At 64.5% G+C, this 24,664-nt stretch carries 20 protein-coding genes; 19 read left to right on the plus strand and 1 reads right to left on the minus strand.

Annotated features, from left to right (window positions below):
• The first annotated feature begins 3 nt into the window (after positions 1-3).
• From ftsL to ACE3P0_RS14750, 15 genes are all read left to right on the plus strand, one after another.
• On the plus strand, positions 4-282 hold the full coding sequence (gene ftsL / locus ACE3P0_RS14680) for a cell division protein FtsL (protein ID WP_374403445.1): 279 nt from the start codon (positions 4-6) through the stop codon (positions 280-282).
• Positions 279-2,027 (plus strand): peptidoglycan D,D-transpeptidase FtsI family protein, encoded by a 1,749-nt coding sequence (locus ACE3P0_RS14685; RefSeq protein ID WP_374403446.1) that lies wholly within the window; start codon positions 279-281, stop codon positions 2,025-2,027. The genes ftsL and ACE3P0_RS14685 overlap by 4 nt, the downstream gene beginning before the upstream one ends.
• The gene (locus ACE3P0_RS14690; RefSeq protein WP_374403447.1) at positions 2,024-3,532 is read left to right on the plus strand and encodes a UDP-N-acetylmuramoyl-L-alanyl-D-glutamate--2,6-diaminopimelate ligase; all 1,509 of its coding nucleotides are present in this window, start codon (positions 2,024-2,026) and stop codon (positions 3,530-3,532) included. The genes ACE3P0_RS14685 and ACE3P0_RS14690 overlap by 4 nt, the downstream gene beginning before the upstream one ends.
• Positions 3,529-4,908, plus strand: a complete 1,380-nt coding sequence (murF, locus tag ACE3P0_RS14695; protein WP_374403448.1) for a UDP-N-acetylmuramoyl-tripeptide--D-alanyl-D-alanine ligase — start codon at positions 3,529-3,531, stop codon at positions 4,906-4,908. Before ACE3P0_RS14690 ends, murF begins: the two co-directional genes overlap by 4 nt.
• Positions 4,909-4,926: 18 nt before the next feature.
• The gene (mraY, locus tag ACE3P0_RS14700) at positions 4,927-6,015 is read left to right on the plus strand and encodes a phospho-N-acetylmuramoyl-pentapeptide-transferase (protein WP_374403450.1); all 1,089 of its coding nucleotides are present in this window, start codon (positions 4,927-4,929) and stop codon (positions 6,013-6,015) included.
• A 2-nt stretch (positions 6,016-6,017) separates the two neighbouring features.
• Positions 6,018-7,409, plus strand: a complete 1,392-nt coding sequence (gene murD / locus ACE3P0_RS14705) for a UDP-N-acetylmuramoyl-L-alanine--D-glutamate ligase (RefSeq protein ID WP_374403451.1) — start codon at positions 6,018-6,020, stop codon at positions 7,407-7,409.
• A 53-nt stretch (positions 7,410-7,462) separates the two neighbouring features.
• Positions 7,463-8,647 (plus strand): putative lipid II flippase FtsW, encoded by a 1,185-nt coding sequence (ftsW, locus tag ACE3P0_RS14710; protein WP_374403483.1) that lies wholly within the window; start codon positions 7,463-7,465, stop codon positions 8,645-8,647.
• The gene (gene murG / locus ACE3P0_RS14715; RefSeq protein ID WP_374403452.1) at positions 8,644-9,738 is read left to right on the plus strand and encodes an undecaprenyldiphospho-muramoylpentapeptide beta-N-acetylglucosaminyltransferase; all 1,095 of its coding nucleotides are present in this window, start codon (positions 8,644-8,646) and stop codon (positions 9,736-9,738) included. The genes ftsW and murG overlap by 4 nt, the downstream gene beginning before the upstream one ends.
• A 64-nt stretch (positions 9,739-9,802) precedes the next feature.
• Entirely contained in the window at positions 9,803-11,191 is a 1,389-nt protein-coding gene (gene murC / locus ACE3P0_RS14720) for a UDP-N-acetylmuramate--L-alanine ligase (RefSeq protein WP_374403454.1), read from the plus strand.
• 3 nt (positions 11,192-11,194) lie between these two features.
• The gene (locus tag ACE3P0_RS14725; RefSeq protein ID WP_374403455.1) at positions 11,195-12,115 is read left to right on the plus strand and encodes a D-alanine--D-alanine ligase; all 921 of its coding nucleotides are present in this window, start codon (positions 11,195-11,197) and stop codon (positions 12,113-12,115) included.
• Positions 12,108-12,932: a cell division protein FtsQ/DivIB gene (locus ACE3P0_RS14730; RefSeq protein ID WP_374403456.1), complete on the plus strand. Its 825-nt coding sequence runs from the start codon at positions 12,108-12,110 to the stop codon at positions 12,930-12,932. Before ACE3P0_RS14725 ends, ACE3P0_RS14730 begins: the two co-directional genes overlap by 8 nt.
• Positions 12,929-14,158, plus strand: coding sequence for a cell division protein FtsA (gene ftsA, locus ACE3P0_RS14735; RefSeq protein ID WP_374403457.1), 1,230 nt, complete (start codon positions 12,929-12,931; stop codon positions 14,156-14,158). Before ACE3P0_RS14730 ends, ftsA begins: the two co-directional genes overlap by 4 nt.
• A 160-nt stretch (positions 14,159-14,318) precedes the next feature.
• Positions 14,319-15,458 carry a cell division protein FtsZ gene (gene ftsZ, locus ACE3P0_RS14740; protein WP_374403458.1) on the plus strand — a complete coding sequence of 380 codons (1,140 nt, stop codon included), beginning with the start codon at positions 14,319-14,321 and terminating at the stop codon, positions 15,456-15,458.
• 150 nt (positions 15,459-15,608) lie between these two features.
• Positions 15,609-16,529, plus strand: coding sequence for a UDP-3-O-acyl-N-acetylglucosamine deacetylase (gene lpxC / locus ACE3P0_RS14745; protein ID WP_374403459.1), 921 nt, complete (start codon positions 15,609-15,611; stop codon positions 16,527-16,529).
• A gap of 3 nt (positions 16,530-16,532) precedes the next feature.
• The gene (locus ACE3P0_RS14750; protein WP_374403461.1) at positions 16,533-16,721 is read left to right on the plus strand and encodes a hypothetical protein; all 189 of its coding nucleotides are present in this window, start codon (positions 16,533-16,535) and stop codon (positions 16,719-16,721) included.
• Here ACE3P0_RS14750 and ACE3P0_RS14755 read toward each other — a convergent pair whose 3' ends face one another.
• On the minus strand, positions 16,722-17,177 hold the full coding sequence (locus tag ACE3P0_RS14755) for a DciA family protein (protein WP_374403462.1): 456 nt from the start codon (positions 17,175-17,177) through the stop codon (positions 16,722-16,724).
• 78 nt (positions 17,178-17,255) lie between these two features.
• Here ACE3P0_RS14755 and secA point away from each other — a divergent pair, with 78 nt between their 5' ends.
• The 4 genes from secA to ACE3P0_RS14775 all read left to right on the plus strand — a co-directional run bounded on the left by secA (position 17,256) and on the right by ACE3P0_RS14775 (position 24,661).
• On the plus strand, positions 17,256-19,985 hold the full coding sequence (gene secA / locus ACE3P0_RS14760; protein WP_374403463.1) for a preprotein translocase subunit SecA: 2,730 nt from the start codon (positions 17,256-17,258) through the stop codon (positions 19,983-19,985).
• Positions 19,986-20,102: 117 nt separating this feature from the next.
• Complete coding sequence (locus ACE3P0_RS14765) at positions 20,103-21,548, plus strand: HDOD domain-containing protein (RefSeq protein WP_374403465.1); 1,446 nt, start codon at positions 20,103-20,105, stop codon at positions 21,546-21,548.
• A gap of 60 nt (positions 21,549-21,608) precedes the next feature.
• Positions 21,609-22,850 carry a bifunctional glutamate N-acetyltransferase/amino-acid acetyltransferase ArgJ gene (gene argJ / locus ACE3P0_RS14770; protein ID WP_374403466.1) on the plus strand — a complete coding sequence of 414 codons (1,242 nt, stop codon included), beginning with the start codon at positions 21,609-21,611 and terminating at the stop codon, positions 22,848-22,850.
• Positions 22,850-24,661, plus strand: a complete 1,812-nt coding sequence (locus tag ACE3P0_RS14775) for a diguanylate cyclase domain-containing protein (RefSeq protein ID WP_374403467.1) — start codon at positions 22,850-22,852, stop codon at positions 24,659-24,661. The genes argJ and ACE3P0_RS14775 overlap by 1 nt, the downstream gene beginning before the upstream one ends.
• Positions 24,662-24,664: the final 3 nt, after the last annotated feature.

The following is a 24,664-nucleotide window of genomic DNA, read 5'->3' on the forward strand; positions in this document are numbered from 1 at the left end:
GCGATGGTTCGCGTCAATGTGATTCTGATCGTGTTGGTGCTGGCAAGCGCGCTCGCGCTGGTGTCGGCGCAGCACCAGTCGCGCAAGTTGTTCATTGAGCTCGAACGCCTGCAGAGCCGTGAGCGCGCGCTGGAGGTGGAGTGGGGGCAGTTGCAGCTTGAGCAAAGCACTTGGGCCGCCCACGCACGGGTCGAGAAGGTGGCGCGCGAACGACTTCACCTTGTTACCCCCGATCCGCGCCACGTGTTGGTGCTCGATGGCGATGCTGGAGCTTCGCGGTGAAGAAGAATTTCACCTTCAACCATAACCCGCTGCTTTCCGAGAAGCTGCCGGTCTGGCGCGCGCGTTTCGTGCTCGTGGTGCTGTTGTCGGCGTCGGTGGCGCTGGTGTGTCGCGCGGTGTGGCTGCAGGGCGTCAAAACCGATTTCCTGCAAGCGAAAGGCGAGTCGCGTTATGCGCGCGTGATCGAGTTGCCCGCCGATCGCGGCAAGATTGTCGACCGCCATGGCGACGTGCTCGCGGTGAGCACGCCGGTGCGCTCGGTGTGGGCGATTCCGGACGATGTGAATCTGACGCCTGCGCAGTCGCGCGAGCTGGCGCGCATGCTGGGCATGGATGCGAGCGAGCTCAACCGCAAGCTCGCGTCCGAGAAGGAGTTCGTGTACCTGAAGCGCCAGGTGCCGCCGGAACTCGCGGATCGCATTTCAGCCTTGAACCTGCCCGGCATTCACGAGCAGAACGAATTCCGCCGTTTCTACCCGACTGGCGAGGTCGCGGCCCATGTGGTTGGTTTTACCGATGTGGACGACAAGGGGCAGGAAGGTATCGAGCTGGCGTTCCAGAAAGACCTGGTTGGTCAGGCCGGCAGTCGCCGAGTGATCAAGGATCGTCGCGGCCACATCGTCGAGGACGTCGAATCGATCAAGAAGCCGCGTGAAGGGGCTGATGTGGTGCTGGCGCTGGATTCGAAGATCCAGTACCTCGCCTACAGTGCGCTCAAGCAGGCGGTGACGGTCAACAAGGCGAAGGCCGGCAGTGCGGTCGTGCTCGATGTGAAGACGGGCGAGATCCTCGCGCTGGTCAACAACCCGACCTACAACCCGAACAACCGCGTCCGTCTCTCCGGTGCGCAGCTGCGCAATCGCGCGCTCACCGACACCTTCGAGCCGGGCTCGACGATGAAGCCCTTCACCGCCGCGCTGGCGCTGGACAAAGGCAAGTTCCGCTTCGACACCATCATCAATTGCGCGCCGGGCCGCATGACGATTGGCTCCGCAACGATTTCGGATGCGCATCCGCATGGTGCGCTTACGGTTGCGCAGGTGATTCAGAAGTCGTCGAACATCGGCTCCGCCAAGATGGCGCTGTCGATGCCGCCGGAAGAGATGTGGCAGATGTTCGACTCGCTCGGCTTCGGCTCGCAGCTCAAGCTCGGCTTCCCCGGTGAGGCGCCTGGCCGCCTGCGTCCGGCGCGGATCTGGCGCCCGATCGAGCAGGCGACGATGTCTTACGGCCACGGGATTTCGGTAAACCTGATGCAGATGGCACAGGCCTATCTGGTGTTTGCGCGCCAGGGCGATCTGATCCCGCTTTCGCTCACCCGCGTCGACACCCCGCCGCTGCACGGCAAGGCTGTCTTTACCGAGCAGACCGCACGTGAAGTGCGCGCCATGCTTGAGAGCGTGACGCAACCCGGCGGTACGGCGACGCTTGCGCAGGTGCCGGGTTATCGCGTGGGCGGCAAGACCGGTACCGCGATGAAGATCGAAGGTGGCGTGTACGCCAACAAGTATGTCTCTTCCTTTGTGGGCCTGGGTCCGATCTCCAACCCGCGGCTGGTTGTTGCGGTGATGATCGACGAACCGAGCGGTGGCAAACACTACGGCGGTGAAGTCGCCGCGCCGGTGTTCTCCGAGGTGATGGCGGGCTCCCTGCGCGCGTTGGGTGTGCCGCCTGACGCGCCGTTGCGCCCGATGCAGGTTGCGCAAACGCAGCGCTCCGATGCGGACGTGAAGGAGGGCATGTGAGCCAGCGCGAAGCACGCCTGATTCTCGATGCACTGGCCTCCAGTGGCGTTGTGCCGAGGCGTCTGTGCGCGGATTCGCGCGCCGTCGAGCCGGGCGATGTGTTCCTTGCGTATCCTGGCGCGCGCAGCGATGGTCGCCGCTACATCGCAGAGGCGGTTCGCCGTGGCGCCGCTGCCGTTCTGTGGGAGCGCGTGGGTTATCACTGGGATGGCGCGGTGGTCGTGCCACACCTCGGTTGGGAAGGTCTCGCGCATGTCGCCGGCGACTTGGCGAGCCTCGTCTACGGTGAGCCTTCTCGCCAGCTGCGCCTGGTCGGTATTACCGGTACCAACGGCAAGACCTCGTCATCGCAGTGGCTGGCACGCTGCTTCACGGCGCTGCATGAGCGCTGCGGCGTGGTCGGCACGCTTGGCATCGGCTACCCCGACGCACTTGAGGAAGGCCTCAATACCACGCCGGACGCGCTGGTGCTGCACGCAGCACTGGCGAACTTTGTTGCGGATGGCGCATGCGCCGCCGCGATGGAAGTCTCTTCGATCGGCCTCGATCAAGATCGTGTTGCCGGCGCGCATTTCGACACCGCTGTATTCACGAACCTGACGCGGGATCATCTCGACTACCACGGTTCGATGGAAGCCTACGCGGCCGCCAAGGCGAAGCTGTTTCGCTGGCCCGCGCTGCGTGCGGCGGTGATCAACCTCGACGACGAATTCGGGCTGGAACTCGCGGCAGATTGCGGTGGTCGCTTGCCGCTGACGATTGGCTACACCGCGGGCGATTGTCCGGAGCATCTGCCCGCAGGTGTCCGTCCGCTGGTCGCCGCAGACATCCACGGCACCGCGACCGGCCAGCGCTTCACGCTGATGTGGAGTGGCATGCGCGAGGAAGTCGAAGTCGGCATCGTCGGCCGCTTCAACGTCAGCAACTTGCTGGCCGTGGCCGGCAGCCTGCTTGCCGCCGGCCATGCGCTAGACGATGTGGCTGGTGTGCTGCAGGCGCTGCATGCGCCGCCCGGGCGGATGCAGGCGATCGGTGGCGTCATGCAGCCGCTGGTGGTGGTCGACTACGCACACACCCCCGATGCCCTTGAGCAGGCACTCAAGGCGCTGCGCCCTGCTGCCCAGGCGCGCGGTGGCCAACTCGTTTGTGTGTTCGGTTGTGGCGGCGATCGCGACCCCGGCAAGCGGCCGATGATGGGCGCGGTCGCGACGCGACTTGCAGACCGTGTCGTGCTCACCAGCGACAACCCGCGTAGCGAAGACCCGCTCGCGATTCTCGACCAGATCCGCGCAGGCGCAGGCGCAACCGCGGTCATCGTTGCAGATCGCGACCGCGCGATCGCCGAGGCGATCGTTCAGGCGGCGCCTGATGACGTGATCCTGCTTGCCGGGAAGGGGCACGAACCCTACCAGGAGGTGGCGGGCGAACGGCATCCGTTTTCTGATCTCGAACATGCACAACTCGCGTTGAAGCACTGGAAGGATCCGCAAGGAGCCTCAGCATGATGAAACTGAGTGAAGTCGCCAGTGCGCTGGGCGCGGCGTTGCGCGGGGCCGATACCGAGTTGCATTCGGTTGGCAGTGATACGCGCACGCTCGCGACGGGGCAACTCTTCGTCGCGTTGCGCGGCGACAACTTCGATGGGCACTACTTTCTCGAGCAGGCTGCCGAAGGTGGCGCAGCCGCTGCGCTGATCGATCAGCGCCACGCAGAGGCGGCCGCGGTGCTGCCATTGCCTTGCGTTGTGGTGCCGGATACGCGCCTCGCGTTGGGCGCAATGGCTGCCTGGTGGCGCAGCCGATTCAGCTTGCCCTTGATCGGCGTCACAGGTAGCAATGGCAAGACCTCGGTGAAGGAAATGTGCGCCGCGATTCTGCGCGCGCAGGCACGGATCGATGGCGCCGACGATGCCGCCGTGCTCGCGACGGTCGGCAACCTGAATAACGACATCGGTATGCCGATGATGCTGCTGCGTCTGCGCGCGGCACATCGTTTTGCCGTGCTCGAGATGGGCATGAACCATCCGGGCGAGATCGATTACCTGACACGTATCGCGCGGCCCACCGTCGCGCTGGTCAACAACGCACAGCGCGCCCACCTTGAAGGCATGGGCGGGCTTGATGCGGTCGCGATCGAGAAGGGTGCGATCTACAACGGACTCGGAGAGTCGGGGATCGCGGTCGTCAACGCGGATGATCCGCATGCCGAGCGTTGGATCGCGACGAACGCCGGCCGGCGCTGCATCCGCTTTGCCATGAACGCCGCTGCGGAAGTCCGCGCGACCGCTGAACTCGGTGCGCTCGACGCGCGGGTGGTGATCGAGACGCCGCAGGGCGAGGCGCGCTTCACCTTGCAGGTGCCCGGCTTGCACAACGTACGCAACGCGGCGGCGGCCGCGGCTGCGACGCTCGCAGCGGGGGCGTCGCTGCAAGCGGTTGTGGATGGTCTGGGTGGCTACACCGGCACCAAGGGGCGACTGCAGTTGCGTCGCGCTGCGGGTTCTGGCGCCGCGCTGCTGGACGACACCTACAACGCAAATCCGGATTCCGTTCGTGCAGGCCTCGACGTGCTTGCAATGACTGCGGGCCGCAAGGTGTTCGTGTTCGGCGACATGGGCGAGATCGGTGATCGCGCTGCGCAGTATCACGACGAGATCGGCGGCTATGCGAAGAGCCAGGGCGTGGACGTGATGTTCGCGCTGGGCGAGCACGCGGCTGTTGCCGCACGCAACTTCGGCGAGGGTGGTCGCCATTTCGACGACATCGACGCGCTGGTCACCGCGCTGCGCGAAACCCTGACACCCGACACCGTGGTGCTGGTGAAGGGTTCTCGCTTCATGAAAATGGAACGTGTGGTCGACGCGCTGGCGTCGGTCGATTGATCGGCAGGACTCAAGGCAATGCTTCTCGAACTCGCTCTCTGGCTCGGTCAGGACATCCGCACTTTCAACGTGTTCGGCTACATCACGCTGCGCACGATGCTGGCTGCGCTGACGGCGCTGGTGATCTCCTTCATCTTCGGCCCCGGCGTGATCCGCTGGCTCGCCGCAAAGAAGATCGGCCAGGCGGTGCGTGATGACGGCCCCAAGTCGCATCTCACCAAGGCGGGCACCCCGACCATGGGCGGCGCGCTGATCCTGATCGCGATCGCGATTACCACGCTGCTGTGGGGCGACCTGAAGAACCGCTACGTGTGGGTCGTGTTGCTGGTGACGCTGGGCTTCGGGGCGGTTGGCTGGGTCGACGACTGGCGCAAGGTCGTGTACCGCGACCCGAAGGGGCTGGCTTCGCGCTGGAAATACCTCTGGACCTCGCTGATTGCAGGCGCAGCGGCGGTATATCTCGGAATGACCGCCACGGTGCCGGCGCAGACCGAGTTGATCGTGCCCTTCTTCAAGAGCGCGGTGTATCCGCTCGGTGCGGTCGGCTTCATGGTGCTCGGTTACTTCGTCATCAACGGCACCAGCCATTCGGTCAACCTGACCGACGGCCTCGATGGCCTTGCGATCATGCCGACCGTGATGGTGTCTGCCGCGTTGGCGGTGTTCGCCTACGTCGCGGGCCACGTCGGTTTCTCGAAATACCTTGGCGTGCCCTATGTAGCTGGCGCGGGTGAACTCGCCGTGTTCTGTGGTGCGCTGTGCGGGGCCGGGCTGGGCTTCCTGTGGTTCAACGCTTACCCGGCCGACGTGTTCATGGGGGACGTCGGCGCGCTCGCGCTCGGCGCTGCGATGGGGACCGTCGCGGTGATCGTGCGCCAGGAAATCGTGCTCTTCATCATGGGCGGTCTGTTCGTCGCCGAAGCGATGTCGGTGATGGTGCAGGTGGCCTACTTCAAGTATTCCGGCGGCAAACGGATCTTCCGTATGGCGCCTTTGCATCACCACTATGAACTCGGCGGCTGGAAGGAAACGCAGGTGGTCGTCCGCTTCTGGATCATCACGCTGATGCTGGTGCTGTTCGGCCTCTCCACCCTGAAGCTGCGCTGAGCATGGACGACGCAGTGACTTTCCGCGACAAACCGGTACTGGTGCTGGGGCTTGGTGAATCCGGCCTCGCCATGGCGCGCCATCTGGTGCGGCAGGGCGCGCGCGTGCGTGTAGCGGATTCGCGTGCGGTGCCACCCGGGCGCGAGGCTCTGGCTGAAATGCCGCAGGTTGAACTGCGCTGCGGCGCATTCGATGCCTCATTGCTGGACGGCATAGAACTGCTCGCGATCAGCCCCGGTCTGGACCCGCGTCAGGATCTGGTGACGACGGCGCGTGCGCGTGATATCCGTGTCACCGGCGAAATCGAGCTGTTCGCGCAGGCGCTGGCAGCGAGTGGCTGGCGCGCGCCGGTCATCGCGATCACCGGCACCAACGGCAAGACCACCACTACGGCTTTGACCGGCGCTCTGTGCCGCACCGCAGGGCTCGACGTCGCAGTCGCCGGCAACATCAGCCCGGCGGCACTCGATGAGTGGATGCGCCGCGAAGATGCGGGTACGCCGGCGCAGGCCTGGGTGCTCGAACTCTCCAGCTTCCAGCTTGAAACCTGCGACAGCTTCACGCCGGACGCCGCCGTCGTGCTCAACATCAGCGACGACCACCTGGATCGCTACGACGGTCTGGATGCCTACGCCGCCGCCAAGGCGGTGGTCTTCGATCGTTGTCGTGTGCAGGTGATCAACCGCGACGACGCGCGCGTGGTGGCGATGCGCCGCGCCGGCGCTGCCTTGAGTTTCGGCCTTGGCCGTCCGGCGAACACATCGGAGTTCGGGCTCATCGATCATGTTGGTGCTCAGTGGTTGGCCTTCGGTGACGCTCCGCTGATGCCGCGTGCCGACCTGCCGCTCGCGGGCGCGCACAACGTCGCGAATGTGCTCGCAGCGCTCGCGCTCGGGCATGCGATCGGGTTGCCGATGCCGGCAATGCTTGAAGCGCTGCGCGAGTTCCGCGGTTTGCCCCATCGCGTTGAGCCCATCGCCAAGCGGGCCGACGGTGTGGTGTTCTACGACGACTCCAAAGGCACCAACGTCGGCGCAACGCTGGCGGCCCTCGAAGGGCTCGGTCAACGCGTCGCGCTGATCGCAGGCGGCGATGGCAAGGGACAGGATTTCTCCCCGCTGCGCGACGCGTTCGCGCAGCACGCCCGCGTTGTCGTGCTGATCGGACGCGATGCAGGCCGGATCGAAGCAGCAGCCGAAGGCTGCGGTGTCCCGATGATTCACGCGGCGGATCTGCCTGCCGCGGTCGCGCTGGCCAATGCCCATGCGCAGGCGGGCGATGCGGTGATGCTGTCGCCGGCATGCGCCAGCCTCGATATGTTTCGCAATTACGCCCACCGGGCCGAAGTGTTCTGCGAAGCGGTGTGGCAACTGCCGGGGGTAACGCCTTCATGAGCGTCCTCGCCCGCTTCGCGACAATGTTCGCGCGCACTGAGCCGGGCCTGCCGATGGGTTCCCACGCGGCGCACCGTGCTGTCGGGCGTCTGACTGGCGCGCCGCAGGCGCCGCGCGAGCTTGATCCGTTGCTGATATGGTCTGCCGCCGCTCTGCTGCTGTTTGGTGTGGTGATGGTGTTCTCGTCGTCGATCGCGACAGCCGAGGGCAACCGTTTCACGCATTACCAACCAACCTTCTTCCTGGTTCGCCATGTCGTGTTCCTGCTGATCGGGCTTACAGCGGGCGCGATGGTCTTTCAGGTGCCGATCGCGACGCTGCAGAAACTCGCGCCAGTGCTGTTCGCCGTGGGGGTCGTGCTCCTGCTGCTGGTGCTGATTCCGCATGTGGGGCGCGATGTGAACGGCGCGCGGCGCTGGATCGGCTTTGGCTTTGCGAACCTGCAGCCATCCGAATTGATGAAGCTGGGTGTCGCGCTCTACGCCGCCGACTACACCGTGCGCAAGCTCGACGCGATGAAGAGCTTCCGCCATGGCTTCCTGCCGATGACCGGCATGATCCTTTTTGTCGGCTTCCTGCTGCTGCGCGAGCCGGATTTCGGCGCATTCGTCGTGATCACCGCGATCGCGTTCGGCATCCTGTTCCTCGGCGGCATCAACGCGCGCATCTTCGGCGGCCTGATCGTCGCAGCGGTGATCGGCTTCATTCTGCTGATCTGGCTCTCGCCGTACCGGCGCGAGCGCATCCTTGGCTTCATGGACCCGTGGCAGGACGCCTTCGGCAAGGGTTATCAGCTCTCGCATGCGCTGATTGCGTTCGGGCGAGGCGAGTGGACCGGCGTTGGGCTCGGTGCAAGCGTTGAGAAGCTCTTCTACCTGCCCGAAGCACATACCGACTTCCTGCTCGCGGTGATCGCGGAGGAACTTGGCTTTGTCGGCGTGCTGGCGGTGATCACGTTGTTCGCGATCCTCGTGCAACGTGCGTTCGCGATCGGCCGTCAGGCGCACCTGATCGAGCGCCACTTTGCCGGCCTCGTTGCGCAGGGCATCGGCATCTGGCTGGGTGTTCAGTCCTTCATCAACATGGGCGTAAACATGGGCCTGCTGCCGACCAAGGGCCTCACGCTGCCGATGATGAGCTTTGGTGGCTCAGGCATCCTGGCTAACTGTGTGGCGCTCGCTGTTCTGTTGCGCATTGATTGGGAAACGCGTCAGCTTACCCGCGGAGGCCGTGCGTGACGGCGCCCGCCCGTAAGCTCACGGTGATGGCGGCCGGCACCGGTGGCCACATCTTCCCCGGACTGGCGATTGCACAGGCGATGCAGGCGCGCGGCTGGTCCGTGCGTTGGCTCGGCACCGCACATGGCATGGAAGGCGACATCGTGCCGCGCCACGGACTCGCGCTGGATACGATCGAGTTCGCCGGATTGCGCGGCAAGGGCCTCGGGCATGCGATTCGTGGTGCGTTTGCCTTCTTCTCCAGCCTGTTTCGCAGCGTCAAGCTGATACGTGCGGCGGGAGCTGATGTTGTGCTTGGCATGGGGGGCTACGTGACGGTGCCGGGTGGTATCGCGGCGCGCCTGAGTGGTCGCCCGCTCGCGCTGGTCAACGCCGATGCGGCGCCGTTGCTGTCGAACAAGCTGCTTGGACCATTCGCCAAGCGTGTGCTGTTCGGCTTCGCTGGTGACTTTGGTTCGCTGGCCAGCAAGGCCGTTGTGACCGGCAACCCGGTGCGCCGCGAAATATGCGCGCTGCCGGAACCGGCGACTCGCTATGCCGACCGTACCGGGGCGCTCAAGGTGCTGGTGGTGGGCGGCAGCCTCGGCGCCCGCGCGCTGAATGAGGCCGTGCCTGCGGCGCTGGCCGCGGTGGCGCCGGCTGCGCGCCCGCAGGTGACGCACCAATCGGGTAAGGCCAACATCGATTCGCTGCGCGAACGCTATGCGAAAGCCGGCATCGAAGCCGAACTCGTGGCCTTCATCGACGACATGCCGCGCCGCCTGGCGGAAGCGGATCTGGTGATCTGTCGTGCTGGCGCAGTCACCGCGGCCGAACTGACTGCGGCGGGCGTCGCCAGCATCCTCGTGCCGCTGGTTGTATCGACGACCTCGCACCAGCGCGACAACGCCGAGCTGCTAGCCAAGGCCGGCGCCGCGATTCACCTGCCGCAAGCCGAGTTGTCGGCAGAAAAACTCGCCTCGCTCCTACAGCAGATCGACCGCCCACGTTGCCTTGCGATGGCCAACGCGGCGCGCAGCATCGGCAAGCCCGATGCGACCGAACGCATCGCAGACATCATCGAGTCGCTCGCCAGCGGGGGTAAGGCATGACGGCCCCCGGTCTGACGCGCGCGGCCCGGTACACTAGAGGGTTTTTCCCTCCCGGGTGTGAGTCATGAAACACAAGATCAAACGCATCCACTTCGTTGGCATCGGCGGAGCCGGCATGAGCGCGATCGCCGAGGTGCTGGCGAGCCAGGGCTACGCCGTGAGCGGCTCTGACCTGGCCGACAACGCGACCACCCGTCGCCTTGCCGGCCTCGGAATCAAGGTGGTGCAGGGCCACGCCGCTGAGAACGTGGCCGACGCGGATGCAATCGTGACCTCGACGGCGGTGCAGCGCGACAACCCCGAAGTGCAGGCCGCGCGCGCGCGCCAGATTCCGGTGGTGCCGCGAGCCCAGATGCTGGCCGAGCTGATGCGCCTGAAGCAGGGCATCGCGATTGCCGGCACGCACGGCAAGACCACCACAACAAGCCTTGTCGCCAGCGTACTGAATGCTGGTGGTTTTGACCCGACCTTCGTGATCGGCGGCCGCCTTAACGCCGTCGGTGCGAACTCGCGTGTCGGTACCGGCGAGTTCCTCGTCGCCGAAGCGGATGAATCCGACGCCTCGTTCCTGATGCTGAGCCCGGTGATCTCGGTCGTCACGAACATCGACGCCGATCACATGGAAACCTACGGTCACGACTTTGCGCGGCTGAAGCACGCGTTCGTGGATTTCCTCAATCGCCTCGCCTTCTACGGCGTCGCGGTGCTGTGCGTTGACGACCCGAATGTGCGCGAGATCATGCCCTTCGTCTCGAAGCAGATCATCCGCTACGGTCTCAGCCCGGACGCGCAGGTGCGCGCCGAAAACGTGCGCGCCGTGGGTGGGCAGATGCACTTCGATGTGGTGCGCCAGAACGGCAGCACGGTGCGTTACCCGGTCACGCTGAATCTGCCGGGTATGCACAACGTGCTCAATGCACTTGCGACGATCGCGGTGGCGACCGAGGTCGGCGTGCCGGACGAAGCGATCGCGCGCGGTCTTGCCGAATTCCAGGGGGTCGGCCGTCGCTTCCAGCGCTACGGCGAAGTCGCGCTGCCCGCGGGCGGCAGCTTCACGCTGATCGATGACTACGGCCATCACCCGGTCGAGATGGCGGCAACGCTGGCCGCCGCGCGCGGCGCTTTCCCCGGGCGCCGCCTGGTGCTGGCTTTCCAGCCGCACCGCTACACCCGCACGCGCGACTGCTTCGAAGACTTTGTTCGCGTACTTGGCACGGTTGACGCTTTGTTGTTAGGGGAAGTCTACGCAGCGGGCGAGGCGCCGCTGGTGGCCGCAGATGGTCGTTCGCTGGCCCGCGCGATCCGCGTGGCCGCCAAGGTGGAACCGCTGTTCGTCGAGGACATCTCGGAAATGCCGTCGCGCATTCTCGAGTCCGCGCGCGACGGCGATGTCGTGATCACGATGGGGGCCGGCTCGATCGGTGCGGTCCCCGGCAAGCTGGCGCAGGTGTAGCAAATGACGGACGTGAAAGAGCTGGGCAAGGTTGCAGTATTGATGGGCGGCTCGTCCGCCGAGCGCGATGTGTCCCTGATGTCGGGGGGCGCGGTGCTCGACGCACTGCGTGCGCGTGGCGTGGATGCGCATCGCTTCGACCCGTCCGAGCGCGATGTGATGGCGCTGCGCGACGAGGGCTTCGATCGTGCCTTCGTGATCCTGCACGGTCGTGGCGGAGAGGACGGCACACTGCAAGGCGTGCTGGAGACACTGCGTATCCCCTACACCGGTAGTGGCGTAATGGCCTCTGCGATCTCGATGGACAAGTGGCGCACCAAGCTGGTGTGGCTGGCGGCCGGTCTGCCGACGCCGCGCTTCCGCCTGCTGGATGCCGAAACCGACTGGGACGATGTCGCGCGCGATCTTGGCCTGCCGATCTTCGTCAAACCGGTGCATGAAGGTTCCAGCATGGGTGCGACGAAGGTCACCGAGGTGGGCCAACTGAAGGAGGCCTGGGCGCTTGCAGCGCGCTTCGATTCGCTGGTGATTGCCGAGGAATTCATCGAGGGCCAGGAGCTGACAGCCCCCTTCCTGGGCGACAAACCGTTGCCCTTGGTGCGCATCGCCGCGCCGGACGGCAAGTACGACTACCAGAACAAGTACTTCACCGATGTCGTGCAGTACCACTGCCCGTGCGGCCTGTCGGCCGAGCGTGAAGCTGAGTTGCAGGCGATCGTGATGCGTGCTGCGGCGGTGCTCGGGTGCCGCGGCTGGGGGCGTGCCGACCTGATGCTGACCGCCGACGGTCGCGCCTACTTGCTCGAAATGAACACCGCGCCGGGTATGACTTCGCACTCGCTCGTGCCGATGGCGGCTCGTGCGGCGGGCATCGTGTTCGAAGACCTGTGCGTCGAAATCCTCAAGGGGGCCGCGCTTGGCTGAGCACCAACCCGCCTTCGGTCGCAGCACTTCGACGGCACGCCCGGCGCGCGCCGTCGTGGAGCCGCGCGGCCTTTGGCACCGACCGGAGTGGATGAATGGCATTGCGGATGCGCTGCTGCTTTTCGCTTCGGTTGCGCTCGGCTATGCCGCGATGCGTGCGGCGCTCGCGATGCCTTTGTTCGGTTTCCGTGAAGTTGTGGTGGTGTCGCCGTTGTCGCAAGTCACCGCCGCGCAGCTGGAGTTTGCGGCGCGTTCTGGCCTGAAAGGCAACTTCTTCAGTGTCAGTCTCGATGATGCACGCGCTGCATTCGAGAAGCTGCCGTGGGTGCGTCGTGCCGAAGTGCGGCGCGTGTGGCCAGCAACGCTCGAGGTCAAGCTCGAAGAGCATGTCGCGGCGGCGTACTGGCGCGCCGGCGACAATGGCGATACGCGGCTCGTGAACCAGCAGGGCGAGGTATTCGTCGCGGCGACCAACGCCCATCTGCCGGTGTTCTCGGGCCCCGAGGGCAGCGCTTCGCAGGTGCTCGAACGCTATCGCGATTTCGCTTCGCAACTCGCATCGATCAGCGCAGTGCCGGCAGCCCTCAATTACTCGCCCCGACAGGCTTGGCAGATCCGCCTGGAAGATGGGCTCGTGATCGAGCTCGGCCGTGATCAGCCCAACACCCCGCTTGGCGAACGCCTTGCGCGATTCGTATCAGTTTGGCCGCAGGCGCGCACTCGCCTGCAGGCGCCCGCGACGGTGGCGGACTTGCGCTACCCGACCGGATTTGCGGTTCAACTCGCCGCGGCCCCCAGCAACAAGGCAAAACAATGAGCAAGGAATACAAGGATCTGATCGTCGGCCTCGACATCGGCACCTCGAAGATCACCGCGCTGGTCGCAGAGATGAAGCCGGACGGTCGCTTCGAGGTGGTCGGTGCCGCATCGCAGCCTTCCAGCGGGCTGCGCAAGGGCGTCGTGGTCAACATCGAAGCCACCGTCGAAGCGATCTCAAAAGTCGTGCAGGAGGTCGAGATGATGGCCAACTGCAAGATCCGCGACGTCTATACCGGCATCGCGGGCAGCCACATCCGCAGCTTCAATTCCAATGGCATGACGCCGATCAAGGATCGCGAAGTCACGCCGCTCGACGTTGAGCGTGTGATCGAGACGGCCAAGGCGATGCCGCTGCCGGCCGACCAGCAGATCCTGCACATCCTGACGCAGGAATTCATCATCGACGGCCAGGATGGTGTGCGCGAGCCGATCGGCATGAGCGGCGTGCGGCTCGAAGTGAAAGTGCACATCGTCACCGGCGCGGTGTCTGCGGCGCAGAACCTCGTCAAGTGCGTGCGTCGTTGCGGGCTGGAGGTGAATGACCTCGTGCTGCAGCCGCTCGCATCGAGCTTCGCGACGCTGACCGAGGACGAAAAAGAACTTGGCGTTTGCCTCGTTGATATTGGCGGCGGCACGACCGACATCGCCGTGTTCACGCAAGGCGCGATCCGACACACGGCCGTGATCCCAGTTGCGGGCGATCAGGTCACCAATGACATTGCCATGGCGCTGCGCACGCCGACCGCCGAGGCCGAGGAGATCAAGATCCGCTACGGCGTTGCGATGCCGGCCTTGGTTGATCCGGAAGCGATGATTGATGTGCCGAGCGTTGGCGAGCGCGCGGCGCGCAAGCTCTCACGCCAGGCGCTGGCTGATGTGATCGAGCCGCGTGTATCCGAATTGTTCGAGCTGGTGCAGGCCGAACTGCGTCGCAGCGGTTACGAAGAGTTGCTGTCGTCCGGCCTGGTTCTGACGGGCGGTTCTGCCGTACTGGCTGGCGTCGTGGAGCTGGGCGAAGAGATTTTCCACACGCCGGTGCGCATCGGCATTCCGCATTACCAGGGCAGCCTCGCAGACATGGTTTGCCATCCGCAGTACGCAACGGCGATGGGTCTGCTATTTGAGGCTGCGGCGCAACGCAGGCGGGGGCTGCACGCAAGCGAAACGCGTAGCGTGAAGCAGTCATTTCAACGAGTTATGGCGTGGTTTGCACGCAATTTCTAAGCGCGCGAGCCAAAGTATTTCACGGCGTCGCAATTGCATGTGGCATGACGCCGATATTTAGTTGTAAACTTTCATTGGCGTACTATATTTAGGTGGTTGTTAAATTCCCCGACAGCGGGGTTAACCACCTGCGCCAGGGCTGAATCAGGAGGCTAGGCAGATGTTTGAGATCAGGGAAAAAGAAGCCGTCGGAACCGTCATCAAGGTGATCGGGATTGGCGGTGCGGGTGGTAACGCCATCGACCACATGATCCGCGAAGGGGTCAAGGGGGTTGAGTTCGTGTGTGCCAACACCGATGCCCAGGCTCTCAAGCGCAGCAGCGCTCCGACCAAAATCCAGCTCGGCGATTCCGGCCTCGGTGCGGGCGCCAAGCCTGAAGCTGGCCGCACCGCTGCGCTGGACGCGCGCGACCGTATCGCCGACGCGCTGACCGGCGCGCACATGGCCTTCATTACCGCAGGTATGGGCGGCGGCACCGGTACCGGGGCGGCGCCTGTCGTTGCCGAGGTTGCTCGCGAAATGGGCGTGCTGACGGTCGCTGTGGTGACGAAGCCCTTCGATTTCGAAAACCGCAACCGCGTCGCCGACAGCGGCATCGAAGAGCTCGCGAAGCATGTCGACTCCCTGATCGTCGTGCTGAACGACAAGCTGATGGAAGTGCATGGCGATGACGCCAGCGTAGAAGAGTGCTTCCGCTCGGCTGATAATGTGCTGCGCAACGCCGTCGGCGGCATCGCAGAGATCATCAACATCCCGGGCCTGGTTAACGTCGACTTCCAGGATGTCCGCACCGTGATGGCCGAGATGGGCCGCGCGATGATGGGGTCCGCTGAAGCGGCTGGTATCGACCGCGCACGTATCGCTGCTGAACAGGCTGCCTGTTGCCCGTTGCTCGAAGGCGTTGAACTCTCTGGCGCGCGTGGTGTGCTGATCAACATCTCGGCGAGCCGCTCGCTGAAAATGAGCGAAGTGCGCGAAGCGGTGAACACCGTGCGTGCTTTTGCCCATGCCGATGCTTTCGTGATCTACGGCACCGTGTTTGACGAAGCGATGGAAGACCGCATCCGCGTGACCGTCGTTGCGACCGGCCTTGGCGTTGCGAAGGCTGCCGCGCAGAAGCCCCCGATGCATGTGATCCGCACTGGTACCGACAACGTCGGTATCGAGGTCAACTACGCGGATCTGGAGCAGCCCGCCGTGATTCGCCGCCAGCATCGCCGCTCGACGGTTGAGGCGATGAGCGCCAACGGTTTCGGTACGCTCGATATCCCGGCCTTCCTGCGCAAGCAGGCGGACTGAGCAGTCGCTGATGAATCGAACGCCCCGCTTCGGCGGGGCGTTTTCGTTTCCGGATATTGATCGCCTATGCTGACGATAGGGGATGCCAATCGTCGCCCTTGGCCTGCGTGATAAAATCGTTTCCGATCAATCTCTTGCCGGAGCCCGTCTATGCTCGGACAACGCACGCTGAAGACCATCGTCACCGCCACCGGGGTCGGTCTGCACAGCGGTATCAAGGTAACGCTCAGCCTGCGCCCGGCCGCACCGGATACCGGTATTGTCTTCCGCCGTGTCGATCTCGATCCGCCGGTCGATCTGCCTGCGTCGCCGTATTCGGTCGTCGACACGCGTTTGTGCTCCGGCCTGCAGCAGGGCGAGGCCAAGATCGGTACCGTTGAACATTTGATGTCGGCGCTGGCCGGGCTCGGCGTCGACAATGCCTATGTCGATGTTGATGGCCCCGAAATCCCGATCCTCGATGGCTCTGCGGCGCCGTTCGTATTCCTCATTCAGTCGGCCGGCATCGAAGAACAACCCAAGCCAAAGCGCTTCCTGCGTGTCTTGAAGCCGGTGGAGGTGAAGGAGGGCGACAAGTGGGTTCGCCTTGATCCGTACGAAGGGTTTCGCCTTTCCTTCTCGATCCAGTTCAATCATCCAGCGATTGATCGTACCGGCACCGCGGTTGCGGTGGATTTTGCCGAGCACTCCTATGTTCGGGAAATCTCGCGTGCTCGTACCTTCGGTTTCATGCACGAGGTGGAGTACATGCGCGATGCCGGTCTGGCGCGTGGCGGCAGCCTCGACAACGCAATCGTGATGGACGAATACCGCGTGCTGAACGCAGACGGGCTGCGCTACGGCGACGAGTTCGTCAAACACAAGGTGCTGGATGCGATCGGTGATCTTTACCTTGCTGGCCACCCCTTGCTCGCTGCGTACTCGGCGCACAAGTCGGGCCACGCGCTCAATAACCAGGTGCTGCGGGCGCTGCTCGAAGACAAGAGTGCCTGGGATCTGGTGAGCTTCGATCGCGACGAAGATGTGCCGCGGTCCTTGGCGCACGCATTTGAACTTCCTGCCGCGGCTTAAGGCGTGCTGATACTTCGCCTGCTTGTCGTGCTGGTCGCGATCGGCGGTGTGGCGAGCTATTTCGCCTATCTGTTCACCGGCGGCGCGGCTTACCTGCGCGTGGCAAAGAACCTTGCGCGCTTTGCCCTCGTCGCAGTGCTGGTGTTCTTCGCCCTCTTGCTGCTCGAGCGCGTGTTGATGCCGGTTTTCTGATCAGGAGCGGCGCCGCGCCGCCCGTTCAATCAGACGCGCCAGCGGTCCTGCGAGCGGGGAGCGTTCGGTCAGCTGTTCCTTCAGGTGTTCCAGCCCGGCCAATACGTTGTCGTCGATTTCGCGCACCGGAGGTGGGCGCCGGGCGTCGGTGTTCTTCGGCAAACGGACGCGAACGCGGATCTCTTCCACCGGCGCGCCTTGCGCCGACAGGCCTTCGCGCAGCCGCGGCAGCAGCATTTTGAGCCGCGCCGCCACCGTGGCGTTCTGCACATGCAAGGCGAGAATGCCGCCCTGCAGGTTGGCGACTGCGACTGCGCCCTGCAGGTAGTCGGGTAGTTGCAGGTCGAGCTGGCGTTGCAGCCGCACCAACTGGCGTGCGTGTTCCTGCAGTCTTGCGAGCGGCGAATCGCCGCCCACGAGGGTGCCGATCAGACGTGCGCGAGGTGGCCGACTCATACGTTTGCCCCCCGCGTCCGGGGGCATTGCGGACCGCGTGTTAGAATCGCCACTTTTACGCCTGACCCCCGAGTCACCATGATTGCAGGCCTACTCAAGAAGATCTTCGGCAGCCGGAACGAGCGGCTGGTTCGCCAATACATGTCCACCGTGCGCGCGATCAACGCGCTGGAGCCGGGCATCGCGGCATTGACCGACGAACAGTTGCGCGCGAAGACGGACGAGTTCAAGCAACGCCACGCAAACGGCGAATCGCTCGACAAGCTCCTGCCGGAGGCGTTCGCCGTGGTGCGCGAAGCTGGCAAGCGGGTGCACGGCATGCGGCATTTCGATGTGCAGCTCATCGGCGGAATGGTACTGCACTACGGCAAGATCGCCGAGATGCGGACCGGTGAAGGCAAGACGCTGATGGCGACCCTGCCCGCCTATCTGAACGCCCTGTCGGGCCAGGGCGTGCACGTCATCACGGTTAACGACTATCTGGCCAGCCGCGACGCGGACTGGATGGGGCGGGTCTATGGTTTCCTTGGCCTGACCTGTGGCTGCAATCTGTCGCAGATGACGCACGAGGCCAAACAGGCCGCATACAGCTGCGACATCACCTACGGCACCAACAACGAATTCGGCTTCGACTATCTGCGCGACAACATGGTCTATTCGACCAGCGAGCGCGTGCAGCGTGGCTTGAACTTCGCCGTCGTCGACGAAGTCGACTCGATCCTGATCGACGAAGCTCGTACGCCGCTGATCATCTCCGGCCAGGCGGACGATCACACCGATCTGTACGTCAAGATGAACGCCGTCGCGCCGCTGCTGAAGAAGCAGGAAGGCGAAGACGAGAACGTGACGGTGCCGGGTGACTACACGGTCGACCTGAAGGCGCATCAGGTTCTGCTCACCGAACAAGGCCACGAGACGGCCGAAGGGCTGCTCGCCAAGGCGGGCCTGCTGGCCGAAGGCTCCAGCCTGTACGACCCGGCCAACATCCTGCTGATTCACCACCTGTATGCAGCGCTGCGCGCGCATTCGCTGTACCACCGCGACCAGCACTACGTGGTGCAGAACGGTGAAGTGGTGATCGTCGATGAGTTCACCGGTCGTTTGATGGCCGGACGCCGCTGGTCCGATGGTCTGCACCAGGCTGTCGAGGCGAAGGAAGGTGTGCAGATCAACGCCGAGAACCAAACCCTCGCGTCGATCACCTTCCAGAACTACTTCCGCATGTACGCCAAGCTCTCCGGCATGACCGGTACGGCGGACACCGAAGCCTACGAGTTCCACCAGATCTACGGTCTGGAAACGGTCGTGATCCCGACCAATCGCCCGATGATCCGTATCGACGCGAACGATCTGGTGTATCGCACCGCCAAGGAAAAGTACGACGCGATCATCCGCGACATCAAGGACTGCCACGAGCGCGGGCAACCGGTGCTGGTTGGCACGACCTCAATCGAAAACTCCGAACTGCTGTCGCACCTGCTCGATGCGCAGAAGCTGCCGCATCAGGTGCTCAACGCCAAGCAGCACGCCAAAGAGGCCGAGATCATCGTGCAGGCGGGCCGCCCGGGCGTGATCACGATCGCGACGAACATGGCGGGCCGCGGTACCGACATCGTGCTCGGCGGCAACGTCGAAAAGCAGATTGCGCTGCTGCGCGAGGACGCCTCGGTACCGGAAGAGGAAAAGGCGGCTCGCATCGAAGCGCTGCGCGCCGAATGGAAGGGGCTGCACGAGAAGGTCATTGCGGCCGGCGGCCTCAAGATTATCGGCACCGAGCGCCACGAATCGCGTCGTATCGACAACCAGTTGCGTGGCCGTTCCGGCCGTCAAGGTGACCCGGGCGCATCGCGCTTCTACCTGTCGCTGGAAGATCCGCTGATGAAGATCTTCGCCGGCGATCGCCTCAACGCGATCATGGTGCGGCTGAAGATGCCGGAAGGCGAAGCAATTGAAGCGGGCATCGTTACCCGTTCGCTCGAATCGGCCCAGCGCAAGGTCGAGCAACGCAACTTCGATATCCGCAAGCAACTGCTTGAGTACGACGACGTTTCGAACGACCAGCGCAAGGTCATCTATCTGCAGCGCAACGAGTTGCTTGAGGCGAGCGAGATCGGCGAAACGATCACCGCGATGCGTCAGGGTGTGCTGCACGATCTGTTCCGCACCTATGTGCCCGCCGAGAGCGTCGAGGAACAGTGGGATCTGCCAGGTTTCGAGCGTGCGCTGGAAGGCGAATTCCAGCTCAAGCTGCCGGTCGCGCAGTGGAGCAAGGACGACCAGAGCCTGTCGGATGACGACTTGCTGCGCAAGGTCATCGAGGCTGCGGATGCAGCTTACGCCGAGAAGATCGCCCCGGTTAACCCGGAGGCCTGGCGCGGTTTCGAGCGCAACGTGATGCTCAATAGCCTCGACACGCACTGGCGTGAGCACCTCGCCTCGCTCGACCACCTGCGGCAGGGCATCCATCTGCGCGGCTATGCACAGAAGAACCCGAAGCAGGAGTACAAGCGCGAGTCCTTCGAGTTGTTCGAGAGCCTGCTGTCGACCGTGCGGATCGAAGTGACCCGCCTGCTGATGACGGTGCAGATCCGCTCCGAAGAGCAACTGGAAGAGGCGGAACCGCAGCCGGCGCCGGTCGACAACGTGCAGTACCACCACGCCGACTACGACGAGGCGCTCGCCGCCGCGGAAGCCAGCAGCGAAGCGCGGCCGATGCCGGCGCAAGGCGGCATCAAGGTCGGGCGCAACGACGCTTGCCCGTGCGGGTCGGGCAAGAAGTTCAAGCATTGCCACGGCAAGCTCAGCTGATCGGCTGATCTTCCGCTCAAAGAAACGCCGGCCTCGTGCCGGCGTTTTGCTTTCTCGCGCTACAGCTTGCCTGCACCACTGCCGTTAAGGGTTTGTGACATACCGGAGTGAGACATCGTGACCACGCTGCAGGACGCTCGCCGCCTTGGGGCGCAGGGCTTCGTCGCACGCATCCGCGAGCGCGACATGCCGGCGTTCGGACGTACGGTGGATGCGATCCGGGAAGTGGCGGACGACGAGCGCGCTTCGGCCTCGGCGCTGGCCGCGATCATCCTGCAGGATGCGGCGCTGACGACCAAGGTGCTCAAGCTTGCCAACAGCGCCTACTTCAATCCGTCCCGCGCGCACATCAGCACGGTGAGCCGCGCGCTCGTGGTGCTCGGCTTCGATGCAGTAGCCAATATGGCGCTGTCGCTGGTGCTGATCGACGCGCTGTTGCGTGGCGGCGTGCGCGAGCGCGTCGTCACCGAGATGGCGCGCGCCTTTCACGCGGCAGTTCAGGCGCGAACCTTGGCGGCGCTGAAAGCCGACCCGAACCCGGAAGAGGTATTCATTTCGGCGTTGCTTGCCCGGGTCGGCGAAATGGCCTTCTGGTGCTTTGGTGACGAAGCCGCGCAGTCGCTCGACAGCACGCTGGCAACTGGCGTGCCCGCGGAAGTGGCGGAGCAGAACGTGCTGGGCTATCGGCTGCGCCAGATTACGCTCGGGCTGGTGAAGGACTGGCGCCTGGGTGGTTTGCTGACCAGCGTGATCGAACAGGGTGAGCGCGGCGGTGACCGCGAAAAGTGCGTCGCGCTGGCACACTCGCTGGCGCGGCAGGCGGAAGGTGGTTGGGAGGCACCGCCGACGCGACAGGTGCTCGATCAGATTGCGAAGCATCTCGATCGTCCGCTCGACGAGGTCCTGCCGCTGATCACCGACAACGCAGTCTCAGCCGCACAAGCGGCCGTCAATTACGGTGCGCATGAGGCGGCGCGGCTGATACCTCTGCCGCGAAGCGGTGGCGCGGTGACCGTACAGGAAGAAGATGAGTCGAGCGGCCCGAACCCCTTGCTGCAACTCAAGATTCTGCGCGATCTTTCGATGCTGATAGCGGGCAAGCCGAACTTGAACGACGTGCTGACCCTGGCGTTGGAAGGCATCTTTCGCGGTATCGGGATGGATCGCGCGCTGTTCGCGATGTTGACGCCTGATCGCCAGAGTCTGGTGGGGAAGGCCGGGCTTGGCCCTGGCGCCGATGCGCTGGTGCGCGCCTTCCACTTTGCGCTGGACGGCAGTCCCGGGGAGTTGATCAATACGGTGGTGACGCGGCAACAGAGCTTCGTCGTCACCAACGCCTTCGACGCACCGGTAAGGCTGGAGCGCCTGACGCGTGCGGGTGGCGTGCCGCCTTTTGTGATTGCGCCCATCGTCGTCCACGGTCGCACGATCGGCGTTTTCTACGCAGACCGTACAAAAGCCGAGGCGGCCTTGTCCGAGGAGGACGCGACCGGGGTGCTGCATTTCGTCCAACAGGCCTCGATGGGGTTTGAACATGTTGCGGCTCGGGGCGCGCGTGCTTGATCCGTTAAACTTGCAGGCTGATCGGCCGCCCTGTCGCGGCTTTAACTGCCTGGAGCCAACATGCCTGTTTGCCTGAATCCGCCCATCGCTTCCGAACTGCTGCCGGTTGCCGGCGTCCGACTGGGCGTCGCGCAGGCGGGTATCCGCAAGGCCGACCGGCGCGACCTGACGCTGATCGAACTGGCAGAAGGCAGCCGCGCGGCTGGCGTGTTCACGCAGAACCGTTTCTGCGCCGCGCCGGTTCAGGTCTGCCAGGCACACCTTGCCGCAAGCGCCGCGATCCGTGCGCTGGTGATCAACACCGGCATTGCAAATGCCGGTACCGGCGCGCTCGGCCTGCAGAATGCACAAACGACCTGCAAGGCGGTTGCGTCACGGTTGGGTATCGAGGCGACTTCCGTACTTCCGTTCTCCACCGGCGTGATCCTCGAGCACCTGCCGATGGATCGCCTGGTGGCTGGGCTGCCTGCCGCGCAGGCCGATCTGCGCGCTGATGGCTGGTACGACGCAGCGCACGGCATCATGACCACCGATACCGTCGCGAAAGCCAAGTCGCAGCGCATCGAACTGGGCGGCAAGACGGTGACGATCACCGGCATCAGCAAGGGCGCCGGCATGATCAAGCCGAACATGGCGACCATGCTCGGCTTCATGGCGACCGATGCGGCGGTGTCGCAGCCGCTGTTGCAGCAACTGGTGCGTGAAGCGGCGGACCAGTCGTTCAACAGCATCACGGTGGATGGCGACACCTCCACCAACGATTCCTTCATCCTGATCGCAACCGGGGCCGCCGGTGCGCCGGAAATCACCGACGCTGCATCGGCTGAGTATGCGGCGCTGCGCGCAGCGGTCATCGACGTGGCTGTGTGGCTGGCGCAAGCGATCGTGCGGGACGGCGAGGGCGCTACCAAGTTCATGACCATTGCCGTGTCGGGTGGTGCCAACCGCGAGGAATGCCGCAAGGTTGCCTATGCAGTTGCACATTCGCCACTGGTGAAGACCGCTTTCTTCGCCTCCGATCCGAACCTCGGTCGCATCCTTGCCGCCATCGGCTACGCTGGTATTGCGGACTTGGATGTCGATCGGTTGCGCGTGTGGTTGGGCGACGCCGAAGGCGAGGTGCTGGTGGCCGAGCTGGGTGGTCGTGCCGCCGCCTATCGCGAGGCCGATGGCGCACGTATCATGAAATCGCAAGAAATCACGGTGCGGATCGACCTCGCCCGTGGTCCGGCGGTAGCAACGGTGTGGACCTGCGACTTCTCCTACGACTACGTCAAGATCAACGCTGACTACCGTTCCTGATGTCACGACGCCCGATACCTCTTCGACTTTTCGCCTGGCTTGCCTTGGCGCTGGCGGTATTGGGCGCATCCTTTTCCGCATGGGCGGTTGCGCCGCAAGGCTTCGCGCGCATTCATTTTCATCGTGCGGATGGCCTCTACAACGGTTGGGGGCTGCACGTATGGGGTGAAGGGCACAACCTCGGCGAAGACACCCGCTGGACCGAGCCGCTGAAGCCCGCAGGCACCACCGAGTTCGGTGTCTATTTCGACGTGCCAGTCGCCGAGGAGGCGACCCAACTTAACTTCATCATCCATCGCGGCGCCGAGAAGAGCGTTTCCACGGATCAGTTGCTACCGCTGGACGAGTTCAATCGCGAAGTGTGGGTCATCGCTGGCGACCCGAAGCTTTACGCGACCGAGCCGGGCGCGATGCCGATCAAGTCCGGCATTGCAGTGGCGCGGCAGGCGGTGGATCGCCAGCCGATGGCGGTATGGATCGCGTTTGCCGTGCTGGTCTCGGTGTTGGTGGTCGGCGTCGTCGCAAGTCGGCGCAGCAATCGACTGCGGGAGGACATCGGGCGCCAGACGGCATTGCTCGCAGAGGCCCGTGCCGAGCTTGCACGCCAGACGCTTGCGCAGAGCGAGGCGCATGCGCAGAGTCGTTCGCTGGCCGGCATCGACGAGCTCACCGGCCTGCTTACGCGGACGGGCTTTCGTCAGGCGCTCAACGCCATTCAAGCCAAGGCGCGGCGCAACCGGGCTGGCTTCGCGTTGTTCTTCATCGACCTGGACAACTTCAAGCCGGTCAACGATCAGCAGGGCCACGCTGCGGGTGACCAGGTTCTGCGCACGGTGGCAAGCCGCCTCGTTGCCGCGGTGCGCGAGAGCGATACCGTTGCGCGCCTGGGGGGCGACGAATTCGTGGTCATCGCCGATGAGCTGGCCGATCCGCTCGCGGCGGCACGCTTGGCCTACAAGCTGGTGGCCTGTGCCACCGAGGTCATCGAATACGGCGATCATCTGTTGCGCGTCGCGGCCAGCATCGGCGTTGCCGTGTATCCGCATGACGGCGAGGACGACGCCCTGGTTGCGATTGCCGATGTGGCCATGTACCGCGCGAAGAATGCGGGTAAGAACTGCTTCCGCTTCGCCGCACCGGAGTTCGATGAGTTGGTGGCGCAGCAGGACGCGGCGGAGGCGAGCTGGCGTGCTGCCATGGCCGAGGGGGCGCTAGGGGCCCACTGGGACGTGCTCGTCGGTGCGGACGGCCAGATCTGGACCCGACGCCTGCACGCCGCGGCGTGGTCGCGAGACCAGGCGCGTGATGTTCTGCTGCCGGATCTTGTGGCGCCGGATGCCGGGCTGGCGCTGGAAGCAGATCTTCAGTTGCTTGAGCGCCTCGCGGTGGCGGCAGAGGGCGCCGCAGGCGGTGTGTGGGCGATGGCGCCTGCGCGGTCCAGTCTCAGCGATCCTCGCTTCGTGACGGCCTGTCGTGGTGTCGTGGCGCGCATTGGCGCGGTGGGCGCAACGCTGGTCCTCGAGTTCGATGCAGGCATGGTGCGTCCTGAAGCGCTGTCGGATCTGATCGCGCGTGGCTTGCGCTGCGCTCTGCGGGTGTCGGATCCGGTGCGTTTGAGAATTGAAACCTTGCTTGGCAGTGCCTTGCACTACGTCAGCGTCTCCGCCGCAGGAGACGATCTGCACCGCCGCGCCGTGGCGGCCGTTGCGGCGGCGGCGGAGTCGGCCGGCGTGCCGGTGGTCGTCCGCCTGGTCGGTGACGAGACGGCGCCCGAGTCGCTGCACGCGATAGCTACGCTGCGCCTCGCCTGAGGC

Source organism: Niveibacterium sp., assembly GCF_041909475.1.
GTDB lineage: Bacteria > Pseudomonadota > Gammaproteobacteria > Burkholderiales > Rhodocyclaceae > Niveibacterium.

Coding starts and splice junctions, on each gene's coding strand:
- ftsL (WP_374403445.1), top strand. CDS start 4: ATGGTTCGCGTCAATGTGATTCTGATCGTGTTGGTGCTGGCAAGCGCG.
- murF (WP_374403448.1), top strand. CDS start 3,529: ATGATGAAACTGAGTGAAGTCGCCAGTGCGCTGGGCGCGGCGTTGCGC.
- mraY (WP_374403450.1), top strand. CDS start 4,927: ATGCTTCTCGAACTCGCTCTCTGGCTCGGTCAGGACATCCGCACTTTC.
- murD (WP_374403451.1), top strand. CDS start 6,018: ATGGACGACGCAGTGACTTTCCGCGACAAACCGGTACTGGTGCTGGGG.
- ftsW (WP_374403483.1), top strand. CDS start 7,463: ATGGGTTCCCACGCGGCGCACCGTGCTGTCGGGCGTCTGACTGGCGCG.
- murC (WP_374403454.1), top strand. CDS start 9,803: ATGAAACACAAGATCAAACGCATCCACTTCGTTGGCATCGGCGGAGCC.
- ACE3P0_RS14725 (WP_374403455.1), top strand. CDS start 11,195: ATGACGGACGTGAAAGAGCTGGGCAAGGTTGCAGTATTGATGGGCGGC.
- ftsA (WP_374403457.1), top strand. CDS start 12,929: ATGAGCAAGGAATACAAGGATCTGATCGTCGGCCTCGACATCGGCACC.
- ftsZ (WP_374403458.1), top strand. CDS start 14,319: ATGTTTGAGATCAGGGAAAAAGAAGCCGTCGGAACCGTCATCAAGGTG.
- lpxC (WP_374403459.1), top strand. CDS start 15,609: ATGCTCGGACAACGCACGCTGAAGACCATCGTCACCGCCACCGGGGTC.
- ACE3P0_RS14755 (WP_374403462.1), bottom strand. CDS start 17,177: ATGAGTCGGCCACCTCGCGCACGTCTGATCGGCACCCTCGTGGGCGGC.
- secA (WP_374403463.1), top strand. CDS start 17,256: ATGATTGCAGGCCTACTCAAGAAGATCTTCGGCAGCCGGAACGAGCGG.
- argJ (WP_374403466.1), top strand. CDS start 21,609: ATGCCTGTTTGCCTGAATCCGCCCATCGCTTCCGAACTGCTGCCGGTT.
- ACE3P0_RS14775 (WP_374403467.1), top strand. CDS start 22,850: ATGTCACGACGCCCGATACCTCTTCGACTTTTCGCCTGGCTTGCCTTG.